This is a genomic window from Arthrobacter sp. NPDC093139 (assembly GCF_044754165.1).
In the GTDB taxonomy this organism is placed as follows: domain Bacteria; phylum Actinomycetota; class Actinomycetes; order Actinomycetales; family Micrococcaceae; genus Arthrobacter.
The window spans coordinates 137,582-151,162 of sequence record NZ_JBIVOO010000009.1; the positions used below are offsets into that span (position 1 = coordinate 137,582).

Annotated in this window: 11 protein-coding genes; 3 read left to right on the plus strand and 8 right to left on the minus strand. The window is 66.7% G+C overall.

Annotation, left to right across the window (positions count from 1 at the left end; all coding sequences use genetic code 11):
- Positions 1 to 72: 72 nt before the first annotated feature.
- The 8 genes from ACIP90_RS14820 to ACIP90_RS14855 form a co-directional block, all read right to left on the minus strand.
- A complete protein-coding gene (locus ACIP90_RS14820) occupies positions 73 to 2,901 on the minus strand; it encodes a PEP/pyruvate-binding domain-containing protein (protein ID WP_400580175.1) in 2,829 nt (942 codons plus the stop codon).
- Between the two features lie 9 nt (positions 2,902 to 2,910).
- The gene (locus ACIP90_RS14825; protein ID WP_400580176.1) at positions 2,911 to 3,618 is read right to left on the minus strand and encodes a DNA alkylation repair protein; all 708 of its coding nucleotides are present in this window, start codon (positions 3,616 to 3,618) and stop codon (positions 2,911 to 2,913) included.
- A gap of 116 nt (positions 3,619 to 3,734) precedes the next feature.
- Entirely contained in the window at positions 3,735 to 4,136 is a 402-nt protein-coding gene (gene mnhG, locus ACIP90_RS14830; RefSeq protein WP_400580177.1) for a monovalent cation/H(+) antiporter subunit G, read from the minus strand.
- Positions 4,126 to 4,404: a monovalent cation/H+ antiporter complex subunit F gene (locus ACIP90_RS14835; RefSeq protein ID WP_205652715.1), complete on the minus strand. Its 279-nt coding sequence runs from the start codon at positions 4,402 to 4,404 to the stop codon at positions 4,126 to 4,128. The genes mnhG and ACIP90_RS14835 overlap by 11 nt, the downstream gene beginning before the upstream one ends.
- Positions 4,401 to 4,946 carry a Na+/H+ antiporter subunit E gene (locus ACIP90_RS14840; RefSeq protein ID WP_400580178.1) on the minus strand — a complete coding sequence of 182 codons (546 nt, stop codon included), beginning with the start codon at positions 4,944 to 4,946 and terminating at the stop codon, positions 4,401 to 4,403. The genes ACIP90_RS14835 and ACIP90_RS14840 overlap by 4 nt, the downstream gene beginning before the upstream one ends.
- A complete protein-coding gene (locus tag ACIP90_RS14845; protein WP_400580179.1) occupies positions 4,943 to 6,595 on the minus strand; it encodes a Na+/H+ antiporter subunit D in 1,653 nt (550 codons plus the stop codon). Before ACIP90_RS14845 ends, ACIP90_RS14840 begins: the two co-directional genes overlap by 4 nt.
- Positions 6,592 to 7,167 (minus strand): Na(+)/H(+) antiporter subunit C, encoded by a 576-nt coding sequence (locus ACIP90_RS14850; RefSeq protein ID WP_400580180.1) that lies wholly within the window; start codon positions 7,165 to 7,167, stop codon positions 6,592 to 6,594. Before ACIP90_RS14850 ends, ACIP90_RS14845 begins: the two co-directional genes overlap by 4 nt.
- Complete coding sequence (locus ACIP90_RS14855; RefSeq protein ID WP_400580181.1) at positions 7,164 to 10,223, minus strand: Na+/H+ antiporter subunit A; 3,060 nt, start codon at positions 10,221 to 10,223, stop codon at positions 7,164 to 7,166. The genes ACIP90_RS14850 and ACIP90_RS14855 overlap by 4 nt, the downstream gene beginning before the upstream one ends.
- 191 nt (positions 10,224 to 10,414) lie before the next feature.
- Between ACIP90_RS14855 and ACIP90_RS14860 the strand changes: the two genes are divergently transcribed.
- The 3 genes from ACIP90_RS14860 (at position 10,415) to ACIP90_RS14870 (ending at position 13,581) form a co-directional block, all read left to right on the plus strand.
- Positions 10,415 to 11,830, plus strand: coding sequence for an MFS transporter (locus tag ACIP90_RS14860; RefSeq protein WP_400580182.1), 1,416 nt, complete (start codon positions 10,415 to 10,417; stop codon positions 11,828 to 11,830).
- A gap of 78 nt (positions 11,831 to 11,908) precedes the next feature.
- Complete coding sequence (locus tag ACIP90_RS14865) at positions 11,909 to 12,391, plus strand: cation:proton antiporter regulatory subunit (protein ID WP_205652721.1); 483 nt, start codon at positions 11,909 to 11,911, stop codon at positions 12,389 to 12,391.
- Positions 12,392 to 12,396: 5 nt separating this feature from the next.
- Complete coding sequence (locus tag ACIP90_RS14870; protein WP_400580183.1) at positions 12,397 to 13,581, plus strand: cation:proton antiporter; 1,185 nt, start codon at positions 12,397 to 12,399, stop codon at positions 13,579 to 13,581.

Genomic DNA, 13,581 nt, shown 5'->3' on the forward strand with positions numbered 1-13,581 from the left:
CCCCCTGACTACCCCCGCCAGCTCACCCGGACCCGCAGAATGCCTCGGTCCCAATCGCTGGTCCTACTGAATTTAACGCCCCGATGCCCCCGGATCTTCCCGGCGTGAGGGCGTCGGCAGGTCCAGATTCTGTGGAAGCGGGATGGCAGGCCCGACCGTTCCTGCCGCCCCGTCCACTGTCACGGCATCGCCGGTGCGGAGGCGGGTGGTGGCGTCCGGGACGCCCACCACGGCGGGAATGCCGTACTCGCGGGCAACGACTGGCCCGTGCGAGATCACTCCGCCCATCTCCATGACCAGGGCTCCGGCTGTCAGGAAGAGCGGCGTCCAGCCCGGATCCGTGGAGGGCGCCACCAGGATTTCCCCGGGTTCCAGATGCGCGCCGACGGGGTCCAGGATGACACGCACTGTGCCGGTGGCGGTGCCGGCTGAGGCGGGCGTGCCTGCCAGGATTCCCTCTGCTCGGGGCCCCGCAGTCGGCGCGAAGGCAGCTTCGACGTCTGTCCCGTCGGAGAGGAGTAACCGGGGAATGTGCCGGCGGCGCAGTTCCAGATCGTAGTGCCGCCGGCGGCCGCCCACGATGCCGGACAGATCTGCACCCCGCAGCCCCACACGAAGTTCGTCGAAGGTGAGGAAGAAAACGTCCTCGGGGGCCGCAATTCGCCCCGCCCCCGCAAGGTCCTTGCCCACCTCGGCGAGTTGCCGGTGCATCTCACCCAGGACCACCACGACGTTGAACTTCGGCAGCTCCCGCAGACCAGCCAGCTGCCTGGTCCGGTGGAGGCAGAAACCCACCAGCCGGCCCCGCACCTTCCCCTTTGCCTGTGCTTTTTCGACCATGCCTCGGATGGCGGACTCGGCCTGTTCGGCAGCGCGGGCGAACTGCCGGTCCGGCGCCTGTTCCGGATCCTCCACCCGAAGGTAGTTGGCGATCACGCCGAGAATGTGGTCCGGATGCTCCGACCACCGCGGCATGCCAAGGTCGATCTCTGCCACCGCCCGGTGACCGTACTTTTCCAGGAACGCGCCAACACCGGTCTGTGCCAGCGCGGGAAGGGCGCCCCCACCGTAATCCCGGGCCAGATCCTCCGGGCCCTTTCCGAGGAAGGCCGTCCGGGAATCGGGATCCCGGCCGAGCGACGCGGCCAGGTGCCACAGTTCCAAGTCCATTTCGGTGGTCACATTGTGCGGCAGCCCGCGAAGGACGGATTCCAGCTCCCTGGGCTCTACGATGCCGCGAAGCAGCCGGCGGGCGGCGGCCAGCAGCAGGTAGCCGACGGCGGGGGCGGGCAGGGTGGCGTCGATCAGTTCCTCGACAGTCCCGCGCATGATGCCTTCGACATGATCGAGCCGCTTTTCGCTCGTCACTGCATCTTGGTTTTTTGCCAGGTCGGTCCGGAGCCGCGTGCTGTAGGCATGTGCCCGGCGCAGCTCTGCTTCCGGCCGCACCACCGCCCGGACCATTGAGCGCAGCAACTTGGCCATCACGGCCAGGTTCTGCACCCCGCGGGCATTTCGCTTCGGTTGGTCCTGTGCCCCTGAATTGCGGTTTCCCTTGGGTTCCTCCTTCCGGACGGCGAAGCGGGGATCCTCCATCAGGGCCGCGAGCAGGGAAGCGGATCTCCCGTCAGCCATGGGAAGCATCTTCAGCAGGAAGCGCTTGCCGCCTTTGCTGTGGAAGGCGGGGGTCAGGTCCACGTAGAGCCTCAGACCGGGGGTGGCGTACTGCCGCCACGGCCCCCTGTCGCCCCGCATCAGATTCAGTGCTGTGAGCCCCATGGGCGTGATGGGCCGGATCAGGCCCTGCAGGAGACTGGCGCACAGATAGACGCGGGGGTCCTCTTCGGCCAGTGCTTCCCCGTCCACGAAGTCCTCGGATCCAAGGTCAAATCCGGTGGAGGGAAGGCCTGCCGGCAGCGGCACGGGCCGCGGATACAGCGTGGTGATGGGCCGTGACTGGGTCAGCCAGGCCATCCCGCCGCGGTCAATGGCCCACTCGACATCCTGGGGCGCACCCAGGAGTCGCTGGGCGGCCGCCCCGAGCGAGGTGAGTTCGCGGAGCTGCTTGGCGTTCAGAACCGGCCGGTGCACGCCGCCGTCGTGCTGGATGCCGTCCGGGCGGATACTGTCCACCAGCCGACCCGTGGCCGTCTGGATCACGAAATGGTCGGGATTGACCGCACCGGAGACCACGTCCTGTCCGGCTCCCTGGTGGGCGTCGATCACCGTTTCGCCGCGGGTTCCGGTCACAGGATTCGCGGTGAACAGGACGCCCGCCGTCGCGGCCTCGACAAAATCCTGAACGACGACGGCGAGTCTCACGTCGCGGTGGCTGATCCCGTTGGCTGCCCGGTACACCACAGCGCGGTCGGTCCAGAGCGAAGCCCAACAGCGGCGGATCGCTTCCAGTACCCCGTCGGCCCCGGTGACGTCCACGAAAGTGTCATACTGTCCGGCGAAGCTGGTGAACGGCAGGTCCTCGGCTGTGGCGGAGGAGCGCACGGCAACGGCCGGTTCGCCGCCTGCCCCCTGCTTCCGCCCCGCCATGCCCACAGCGGCGTAAGCGGTACGCACGGCGGCCTCCACCTCCGGCGGCACGGGCGCTGCGTTCACGAGTTCCCTGGCCTCCCGGGCAAGTTTGTACAGATGCTCGGCTTCCCCGGGGCCGAGGTCCGCAAGACGGGCCGCGAGGACCTCCAGTTCCGCGGGCACAGCAGAGCGGTATGCGGAGGTGGTCAGGCAGAATCCGGAGGGCACCGGAAGCCCGGCGGCAGCCATCCTGCCGAGATTCAGCGCCTTCCCGCCCACGAGAGCGGGCGCCTGCAACCCGAGATCGGCCAACTCCACCACGAGCCTGTCCTGGGAATCGTGGTGTGCGGAATCCTGGCTTGCGTGGCCCATGGCGCGCTCCTATGAAGTGTCCGCCAGCTCACCGGTGCCATGCTGCCGATTCACCATCTCGGTGATCCAGATGGGCGCGAACGGAGAGGTGCAGCCCGGGGGTGTCGGGTAATCCTTCAGCACCTCCAGTCGCTCACCGATGTCCATTGCGCGGGCACGGTGCCCGGCGTGCTCAATCCCGATCTGGGCCAAGCAGTGGTTCATCGCCCACTGCAAGCGATCCGGGGCGTCCCTCATCTCCGCCTCGATGACGTCGAGCAGCCCCGGGAGGTCGAGCCCCTCGGGCTTCTTCGCCACGCGTTCGGTGGTCAGCGCCCATCCGGCGCTCGCGACTACCGGATCCGGATCGGCGAACCAGGCCAGGCGCAGCTCTTCGGAGTGCGGGTTCTTCTTCACGACGTAGTTCACAAGCCAGTCCTGCACCTTGGGAGTGCCCGCCTGGCGCAACATGGCGTCCAGCTCACCGCGCTCGAACGCCTTCGGACGGCAGATCAGAATGGCCAACAATCGCGCTGCGGCGTCGCCGGTCTCCCACAGCTCGCGTGCAAGCTCCTGCTGGGTCTTCAGCCGCTTGGCCAACGCGCGCAACCTGCTGAGGTTCACGCCGTGGTCGTCCCCGTGCCTGGCGTTCACCTCGCGGATCCTCGGGTCCTCGAGCTCCGCCAGTTCGGCGATCACCTCAAGAACCGTCGCCCCGGTCACCGTGGTCTGGGCCACCTCAGCCTCCTGTCCGTCGCATGTGGGACCAGCCTACGACGGCGGGCCGTGCTACGGCCGCATAATGTGCCGCGGCCTTGCGCAACCCGGCCTGCACAACCAGTCAGCGCAATCACTCAGCGGCCGCCGTCGGAATCCTGTTCCCTGGCCGCCTCGGCGGCCTTCAGCACCACGGCCTCAAGTTCATCCGTGCTCAGCAGCTCCTTGTGGAGGTGCTTGGTTCGGTAGCCGGCCCGGCCCACCATGTGTGCGGACACCGGCACGGTAAGCAGCTGGAAGATCCAGGCGACCAGCAGTACCGGCCACACCCACCACGTGCGCAGCTGCAGTCCCACGGCGGCCAGCAGCAGGAACAGGCCAAGCACCTGCGGCTTGGTGGCGGCGTGCATGCGGCTCATCAGGTCAGGGAACCGCAGCAGGCCAATCGCAGCGGCCAGGGACAGGAACGCCCCCACGATCATGAAGACGGCGGACACCACATCGATGACGGTATCCACGGCGCTGGCATCAGGATTCATTGAGCTGCTCCCGCCGGTCGGCGACGAAACGCGCCACGGTCACCGAACCGATAAACCCGATGACCGACACGGCAACGAGCAGCATCAGGTTGTTCAGGTGCCGGTTAACCGCCATGTCGATGCACAGCGCCGCACCCAGGATGGCAAGCAGCACGTCGGCCGCCAGCACCCGGTCCAGCAGGGACGGGCCACGGGCGATGCGCACGATCGCGCCCGCGGCGGCGAGCGACAGCACCACAGCGGTGACGGTCAGGACGAGTTCCATCACCTGCCGGCCTCCAGGTTCAGTGCTTCAAGTTCCTCTTTGGTCCCCATAACGCGGATCAGCCCCGCTTCCGTGTCCCGCACTTCCTTACGGAGCTTCCGCACATCCTCGGCGCTCCGGACGTTCAGTCCGTGGATGTAGAGCGTGGAGGTTGACCTGTCCACCTCCACCACGAGCGATCCCGGGATCAGGGAGATCACGTGGCCTGTGGCGGTCACCATCAGGTCCGAGTGGCTCCGGAGCGGAACGGCGACGACGGCATTGGTCACCTTGGGACCCTGCGCCACCGCCAGATAGAAGACCTGGAAGCTCGCGGCCACCACCCTGCCAAGGAACGCCACGGCGAACGGAATGGCGCGGAGGACGCTGAAGCGTCCGCTCAGCTCCACCGGCGGCAGGTAGAACAGGCGGGCCACCGCGACGGCGAGCATGGCACCGAACAGCAGGTTGCCCGGGCTGAAATCTTGCCACAAGGCGCCCCAGACGATGACGAGCCAGACGAGCAGGGGCAGTTCCTGCCGAAGGGAGATCCGCCGCCGGCTCATTTCCCGCCGCCGCTCAGGCTGCTGCCGTTCAGGGTGCTGCCGTGGGGGGCCGTGCCGCCGTTGAGCGCAAGGTTCGGCACCGGCGCCTGCTGACCCAGCACCGCCTGGATATACGCGGACCTGTCCAGCATGGCGTCGGCGGACTGGCCGGCCATCTGGAACAGCGGGCCGGCGAAAATTGTGAGCGCCACGCCAAGCACCACCAGTCCCAGGGTGGAGCCCACCATGGTGCGGGGCAGAAGGATCAGGCCGCGTTTGCCCGTCCGCAGGCCCACAGGCGAATCCTTGGCGTCGGCAAGCAGCACTGGATCGGGATGTTCGGCGTCCTCGGGCTTCCGCCAGAACGCACGGTTCCACACGCGTGCGACGGCCAGCAGCGTCAGGAGGCTCGTCACGACCCCGCCGATGACCAGCGTGTACGCCAGGGGCGTCCCGAGCTGGATGCCTGCCTGCATGAGGCCGAGCTTGCCAAGGAAACCGGAGAACGGCGGGATGCCTGCGAGGTTCATGGCGGGGACGAAGAACAGCAGCGCCAGAATCGGGGACAGCTTCGCGAGCCCGGCGAGGCGGTCAACCGACGAGCTTCCGCCGCGGCGCTCGATCAGCCCCGTCACGAGGAAGAGGCTGGTCTGGATGGTGATGTGGTGTGCCACGTAGAACACGGCGGCGGCCAGGCCGGCCACGGAGGACATTGCCAGCCCGAACACCATGTAACCGATGTGGCTGACGAGGGTGAAGGACAGGAGACGCTTGATGTCGCTCTGCGCAATGGCGCCGAGGATCCCCACTACCATGGTCAGCAACGCGGCGATCATCAGTGGAGTGTTAAGGGAGTCGCCCGGGAACAGCAAAGTTTCTGTCCGCACCATCGCATACACGCCAACTTTGGTCAGCAGGCCTGCGAACACGGCCGTCACGGGGGCCGGCGCGGTCGGGTAGGAGTCAGGCAGCCAGAACGACAACGGGAACACGGCTGCCTTGATGCCGAAGGCCACCAGCAGCATGACGTGCAGGAGCGTCCTGGTTCCCTGGTCCAGCTCGGCCAGCTTAATGGCGAGGTCCGCCATGTTGATGGTGCCTGTGGCCCCGTAGATCATGGCAATGGCAATGAGGAACAGCACGGAGGACACCACCGAGACCACCACGTAGGTGACGCCGGCACGGATACGCGGGCCGGTTCCGCCCAGGGTCATCAGCACGTAGCTGGCCGTCAGCAGGATCTCGAACCCGACATAGAGATTGAACAGATCGCCCGACAGGAACGCGTTGGAGACGCCGGCCACGAGGATCAGGTACGTGGGGTGGAAGATCGATAGGGGCGCGTCCTCGTCGCCGTCGGCCATGCCCTGCCCGGTGGCGTATACGAGGACGGCGAGGCTCACCGCGGACGACACCACCAGCATCAGGGACGAGAACTGATCCACCACCAGGACGATTCCCCACGGCGGCAGCCATCCGCCGATGTTCACCGCCTCCGTTCCCCCGTTCCAGACCGAGGCCAGCAGCAGGCACTCGAGCAGCAGGGTGAGCGACAGCAACGCGATGCTCACCGCCCGCTGCGCACGCGAATGCCGGATCAGCACGAACGTCAGCGCCGCACCCAGGATGGGAAGAACGACGGCGAGCGGGGCCAGGCTTGTCAGGCTCACTTTCCGTCTCCTTCCGGGTGGTTGTTGATGGTGGCGGAGCCCGGCTTCTCTTCGTGCGCGGCGGCCTCCCCGGAGATAGCGCGGCCGCCCGCCGGGATGGTTGCGGAATCCGGTATGGGAGAGTCCGACACTCCCCCGCCGTCGGCGCCGAGCATCGTGAGCGGGAACTCCGACGTTTCCACAGGGATGACGGCGTCGTCCTCGGCGTCGAAGCTGGGGGTCGCCGCCACGCGGCGGTCCTCGACGTCGTCCTGGATCTCATCCTGGCGTGCCAGCACCCAGGTCCGGTAAATGATGCCCAGCATAAAGGCGGTGACGGCGAAGGAGATCACGATGGACGTCAGGATCAGCGCCTGGGGCAGGGGGTCGTTGTAGGCGCCGGGTTCCGTGTCCTTGCTGAAGAACGGGGCCACGCCGGCATACCCGCCGGTGGCCAGGATCAGCAGGTTGGTGGCGTTGGCCAGGAGCATCAGCCCGAGGAGAACGCGTGTGAGGCTGCGTTCGAGAATGAGGTAGATGCCGCACGCATAGAGGGCACCCATGACGGTCAGCAGGGTGAGGTTGACGCTCATGCCTCTCCCCTCCCGGTGTCCGCGGGGACGGAAGCGGACTCCCACTCGGTGGCGGGGTGGAGCGCTTCCGCCCGTTCGCGCCGCATGGCCGCGGGTTCTTCCTCGAAGTGTTCGTCGATCTCGGCCCCCAGGCTGCGCAGCACATCCAGCACCAGCCCGACCACCACGATGTACACGCCGGTGTCGAAGATGGTGGACGTGACAAATTTGATGTCCCCAAAGACCGGCAGCCACAACTCGATGATGGCGCTCTGGAACACCTGGCCGCCCAGCAGGAGCGGGGCGACGCCGGACGCCGCGGCCGTTGCGAGTCCGAGGCCCAGCAGCGTTCCGGCACTGATGGGCGTGGCCTCACGAAGCTCGTAGCGGCCGCCGGCCAGATACCGCAGCGTGAGGGCCAGGCCGGCCATGAGCCCTCCCGCGAATCCGCCGCCGGGCAGGTTATGCCCGGCCAGCAGCAAGTAGAGGGAGAAAATGATCATCGAGTGGAACATAAGCCGCGTGACCACTTCGAAAATGATGGAACGCCGCTCCGGAGCCAGCGTCCGGCCAGCCACCAGCCATGCGTCCCGCGTGGAGGCGGCGAACTTGCGGGTCAGCGCCAGGGCGGCGCCGTCACGCGAGAATTTGTCCACCCCGCGGCGCCGGCCCACGGTGCCCTCCTCCACTGTGGACGACGCACGGATGCCGTCGCCGCGGCCGCGGAGGAAAATCAGACTGGCCACGCCTGTCGCTGCAAGGGCGAGCACCGAGATCTCGCCGAACGTGTCCCAGGCACGGATGTCCACGAGCGTAACGTTGACGATATTCAGCCCCCCGCCGCCCTCATACGCCAGCTTGGGAAATTCCAGTGAAACGGGTGTAGCCACCCGTGCGCCCATGGCGTGGATCGCCGCGAAGACCATGGTGGCTCCGAACGCCAGCCCGATGATCACGCGGACCACCCGGTACTTGCCGCCGGTGCGGTCCCGGAGTTCGGCCGGCAGGCTCCGCATGGCCAGCACGAACGCAACCAGGATGATGGTTTCCACCAGCATCTGGGTGAGGGCGAGATCCGGCGCCCCCTGCAGGGCGAACATCAGGGCAATGCCGTAGCCGGTCACCGACACCATGAGCACGGCCAGGAAGCGCTTGTTGGCGCGGACGGCTGCCAGCGCCCCGATCACGATGCCTGCGCCCGCCACGATCTGCAGCGGTGAATTCGGATCGATGAAATACAGCCCCTCCGGCAGCGGTTTGCGCGCGAAGACCAGTGCAGCCAGGGGAAGCACGAAGGCCGCGGTCAGGATTACGGCCAGGTAGAAGTACAGCGAACCGCGCTGCGTGCGGCCCGTCAGCCAAACGGCGACGTCGTCGAGGGCACCGATGGTCAGCCGGTAGCCGCGGTCGGCGTCGATCCAGTCCGGGACCAGGCCCTGGGCGCGCCCCACCGCCCCGCGGGCGAAGAACATGGCCAGCCCGAGGGCAAAGGTGACGGCGGTCAGGCCTAGCGCCGGGGTCAGCCCGTGCCACAGCGCAAGGTGGCCGGCGGCACCTGCCTCGGCGCCGGCGTCGGCGGCTGCTGCCGTGAACAGGGCGGCGTACGGCTGGATCCACCCATCAACGGGCGCCGGCCACAGGCCGTAGACGATGGTGAGGACGCTCAGGACCGCAGGGGCTGCGAGGAAGGACGGCTCGATGGGCTTAAACGGGGTGCGGTCCACACCTGGTTTCACCGCGAAGGCGCCCCAGAAAAACCGGGCGCTATAGGCGAAGGTCAGCACCGATCCGAGCACCACGCCGGCCAGGACCACCGCGCCCCACAGCCCGTGGCCCGGCTCGCCCGCAAAGTGGACGAATGCTTCCAGCACCGACTCCTTGGCCACGAATCCGCCGAGCAGCGGGACCCCGGCCATGGAAGCGGCACCCACGCCGGCCACAATGGCGAGTGCGCGGGAGGACTGGAAGACGCCCGACAGCTTGCCGATGTCGCGGGTGCCGGCCTGGTGGTCGATGATTCCCACCACGAGGAAAAGTGTTGCCTTGAACAGGCCGTGGGCCAGCAGCATGGCGAGGCCCGCGAGCGCAGCGTCAGGCCTGCCCAGGCCCACCACCATGGTGAGGAAGCCGAGCTGGCTCACTGTGCCGTACGCGAGGATGAGCTTGATGTCGGTCTGCCGCAGGGCGCGGTAGCCACCGACCAGCATGGTGGCGAGGCCCAGACCCAGGACCAGCGGCAGCCAATACTCCGTGTCCGTGAATCCTGGTGCCAGGCGCGCCACGATGTACACGCCGGCCTTCACCATCGCCGCGGCGTGCAGATACGCACTTACGGGGGTGGGTGCCGCCATGGCGCCGGGGAGCCAGAAGTGGAACGGGACCAGCGCGGATTTGGTCACCGCACCGATGAGAATCAGGACGACGGCGGCGCCCACGGCTCCCGCTGCCTGCCCGGCGACCAGGTCCGGCGACTGCTCCAGGATGGCCGAGATCCGGTACGTCCCGGCGGCCGATCCCAGCATGATCAGGCCAACGAGCATCGCCAGTCCGCCGGCCGTGGTGACCATGAGCGCCTGCAGGGCCGAGCGCCGCGCCGCAAGGCGGGTGCGGGCATAGCCAATCAGGAGGTAGGACAGGACGGTGGTGAGTTCCCAGAAGATGAACAGCAGGAGCAGGTCATCCGCCATGACGAGGCCGAACATCGCACCGGCGAACGCGAGAAGCTGGGCGCCGAAGCCGCCCAGATACTGGTCCTTGTTCTTAAAATAACGGGCGCAGTACAGCAGCACCAGGGCGCCCACACCGAGCACCAGCAGGGACATGACCCACGCAAGGGCGTCCAGGCGGAAGGCGAATTCGATGCCAAGGTCCGGGATCCAGGGGGTGATCTCGCTGGCGTGGCCTCCGCTGCCGTGCAGGCCCGCGGTCGCATAGACGGCGCCGTGCTGCAACAGCAGCCAGACGAAAGAGCCGGCGGGCACTGCTGCCAGTGCGTAAAAGGAACTCCGGCCGAATTTCCTGAAAATGAGGGGCGCCACAGCAGCAACCGCAAAGTGCACGGCAAGGACTGTGATCACTGTTATCTCCGCAAAGTCAGGAATTCGATTATCAAAGTTGGAGCAGGCGGTCAATCGTTGGGTTCGGTCCGGAAAGTTTATCAAGGGGGCACTGACACTTTTTCCCTCCGGGGCGCCAATGGCGTAAGATTCCGCGGTTCTTCAGGGGTAGTTCCGTTCCCTGTTCGCCGCGGGCGGATAGCATCGGCGTTATGAACTCCGCCGCCGCTCCCGAGGCAATGCAGCCGTCGTCCGATCTTGAAGCCGGCACCATGGTCCCCAACAAGGGCCGCGTCCTCGCATGGGCGGCGTGGGACTGGGGGTCCGCGGCGTTCAACGCCGTCATGACCACGTTCGTTTTCACGGTCTATCTGACGTCCAAAGCGTTCGGCGGCGAAGACCAGGCCTCGGCCGTGCTCGGCGGAGCGCTGGCCATCGCTGGGGCGGTGATTGCGCTGCTGGCGCCGGTTACCGGCCAGCGCTCCGACACCGGCGGACGGCGGAAGCTGTGGCTGGGAGTCAATACGGCGCTCGTCGCGGTGCTGACCGCGCTGTGTTTTTTCGTGTTTCCCCGCCCTGAGTTCCTGCTGCTTGGGGTTTCGCTGATTGCGCTGGCCAACATCTTCTTCGAGTTCGCCGGCGTCAATTACAACGCCATGCTGGCGCAGGTTTCCACGCCCGGGAACATCGGCAGGGTCAGCGGTTTCGGCTGGGGCATGGGATATCTCGGCGGAATCGTGGCCCTGCTAATCGTCCTCCAGCTCTTCGTCCAGCCCAGCTTCGAGTGGTTCGGCGCCTCTACACAGGACAGCCTCAACATCCGGCTCGTGGCTGTGTTCTCCGCCCTGTGGTTCTTCATCTTCGCGCTGCCGGTGATGTTCGCAGTGCCGGAGCTGCCCAGACCGAAACGGACAACTGAACGCGGAACTAAAAACAGCATCGTTGCGTCCTACGGGCTGCTGGTCCGCCGGATCAAGGCGATCTACCGGACCAGCCCGCACACCATCTTCTTCCTGCTGGCCAGCGCCATCTTCCGGGACGGGCTCGCCGCAGTGTTCACGTTCGGCGGGATCATCGCGGCCGGCACCTTCGGCTTCGAACTGTCGCAGGTGATCTTCTTCGCCATCTTCGGCAACATCGTGGCGGCCGTGGGGGCGATTATCGGCGGATTCCTCGACGACAGGGTGGGCCCCAAGGCCGTGATCCTCGGGTCCCTGGTGGGGCTGCTGGTCGCCGGGACCTTGATCCTGGTGCTGGGCAACGGCAATTACGTCTTCTTCGGTACAGCCTGGGCAGGGAGCACCACGTTCTGGGTGTTCGGGCTGTTCCTCTGCCTTTTCGTGGGGCCGGCCCAGGCGTCCTCCCGCGCTTACCTGGCCCGGCTGGCTCCGCACGGCGAATCCGGCGAGCTCTTCGGCCTCTATGCAACCACCGGCCGGGCCGTCAGCTTCCTGGCCCCCACGCTGTTTACGCTCTGCATCGCCGTGGCCACCCCCCTTGTGGCGGAAGGGGAAGCGCAGCGCTGGGGCATTTTGGGCATCATGGTGGTGCTTCTCGCAGGGCTGCTGGTCCTCCTCCCCGTTAAACCGCCGGGCGAAGCCAGGATCGCCGTCGTCCCGACCACGTAGCTCGAACGGACACTTAAGCCCCCGTTTTCGCCGCGCCGACGACGCCCAAACTGTCCGCTGGCGGATTAGGCTGATGGTATGAACGTGGAAGAGACGGACCTCCCCGGCCTCGGCAGGCGCAAGGACTTCATGACGGCCTCCGGGCGGCGGATCGGAGTGGTGGAGCTGCGCGAGGGTCAGACGGAACTGTTCGTCTCCACGTGGGACGACCCCGACACCTGCCAGGCCTCCATTCCACTGACCGGCGATGAAGCCGCCACCCTCGGCAATTTGCTCGGCGGCCAGCATTTGGCCATGAAGCTGACGGAGGCACACAAAGAGGTGCCGGGCATCGTCACGAGGCAGTTCTCGATCACTGCGGACTCGCCGTTCCAAAACCAGCCCATGGGCAAGGCGTGCATCCGCACCCGGTGCGGCGTCTCGATTGTGGCGATCATGCGTGAAGGTGAGGTGGTCCCCTCGCCGGGGCCCGACGTCGTCCTTCACACTGGCGACCTCCTGGTCGCAGTCGGCACGCAGGAAGGCCTTGATACAGCAGCCGATATTCTGCGCAACGGCTGACCCCGATGGACGAGCTGGCACTGACCCTCATCGAGCTGGGGGCCGTCGTGTTCTGCTTAGGCCTGCTGGCCCGGCTCGCCGGGCGAATCGGCATGTCCCCCATCCCGTTGTACCTGGTGGGAGGCCTGTTCTTCGGCGCCGGCGGCCTGATGAAGCTCGAAGGCATCCAAAGTTTCGCGCATCTCTCCGGCGAGATCGGTGTGATCCTGCTGCTGTTGATGCTCGGGCTGGAATATTCCGCATCGGAACTGGTCCAGGGCATGCGCCGCTCCTGGAAGGGCGGCGTATTGGACCTTGTCCTGAATTTCCTGCCCGGGGCAGCTCTCGCCGTGATGCTGGGATGGGGCGCCGTAGGCGCCATGGTGATGGGCGGCGTCACCTATATCTCCTCCTCCGGCATTGCGGCCAAGGTCATCACCGACCTTGGCCGCATCGGCAACAGGGAAACGCCTGTGGTTCTCTCCATCCTCGTTTTCGAGGACCTGGCGATGGCCATGTACCTGCCCATCCTGACGGCGACACTCGCAGGGATCAGCTTCCTCGAAGGCATGCTGACCGTTGGCATTTCACTGGCCGTGGTCACAGTGGTGCTGGCGGTGGCACTGAGGCACGGCCATCGCGTCTCCCAGGCAGTGCACAGCGAAAATTCCGAGGTCTTCCTCCTCAACCTGCTCGGCGCAGCACTCCTCGTCGCAGGTTTGGCGTCGGCGCTGCAGGTGTCGGCCGCCGTTGGTGCCTTCCTGCTCGGCATTGCCATTTCCGGGGCCACGGCAGACAGCGCAACGCGGATCCTTGAGCCATTGCGCGACCTGTTCGCCGCCATCTTCTTCGTGGCCTTCGGCCTGAACACGGACCCTGCCTCCATACCCCCGGTGCTGGGCTGGGCGCTCGTCCTGGCGGTCATCACCGCCGCCACGAAGATGATCACCGGGGTGTGGGCGGCTTGGCGGGCAGGCATTGCCCGGCGCGGCCGCTTCCGCGCAGGGGCTGCCCTCGTTGCGCGCGGCGAATTCTCGATCGTCATCGCCGGGCTGGCCGTGGCCTCAGGAGCAGTCTCCGCCGAACTGGCCGCGTTCGCTACGGCCTATGTCCTGATAATGGCGATCCTTGGCCCGCTCGCTGCCCGCTATGTGGAGCCTGTGCTCGCGAAATTCTCCCGCCCGGCAACCCCCGAAGCGGTGCGGGCCTGA

Bases quoted from the DNA above. Each gene is read 5' to 3' on its own strand.
- ACIP90_RS14820 (WP_400580175.1), bottom strand. From the start codon at position 2,901: ATGGGCCACGCAAGCCAGGATTCCGCACACCACGATTCCCAGGACAGG.
- mnhG (WP_400580177.1), bottom strand. From the start codon at position 4,136: ATGAATCCTGATGCCAGCGCCGTGGATACCGTCATCGATGTGGTGTCC.
- ACIP90_RS14840 (WP_400580178.1), bottom strand. From the start codon at position 4,946: ATGAGCCGGCGGCGGATCTCCCTTCGGCAGGAACTGCCCCTGCTCGTC.
- ACIP90_RS14850 (WP_400580180.1), bottom strand. From the start codon at position 7,167: ATGAGCGTCAACCTCACCCTGCTGACCGTCATGGGTGCCCTCTATGCG.
- ACIP90_RS14860 (WP_400580182.1), top strand. From the start codon at position 10,415: ATGAACTCCGCCGCCGCTCCCGAGGCAATGCAGCCGTCGTCCGATCTT.
- ACIP90_RS14865 (WP_205652721.1), top strand. From the start codon at position 11,909: ATGAACGTGGAAGAGACGGACCTCCCCGGCCTCGGCAGGCGCAAGGAC.
- ACIP90_RS14870 (WP_400580183.1), top strand. From the start codon at position 12,397: ATGGACGAGCTGGCACTGACCCTCATCGAGCTGGGGGCCGTCGTGTTC.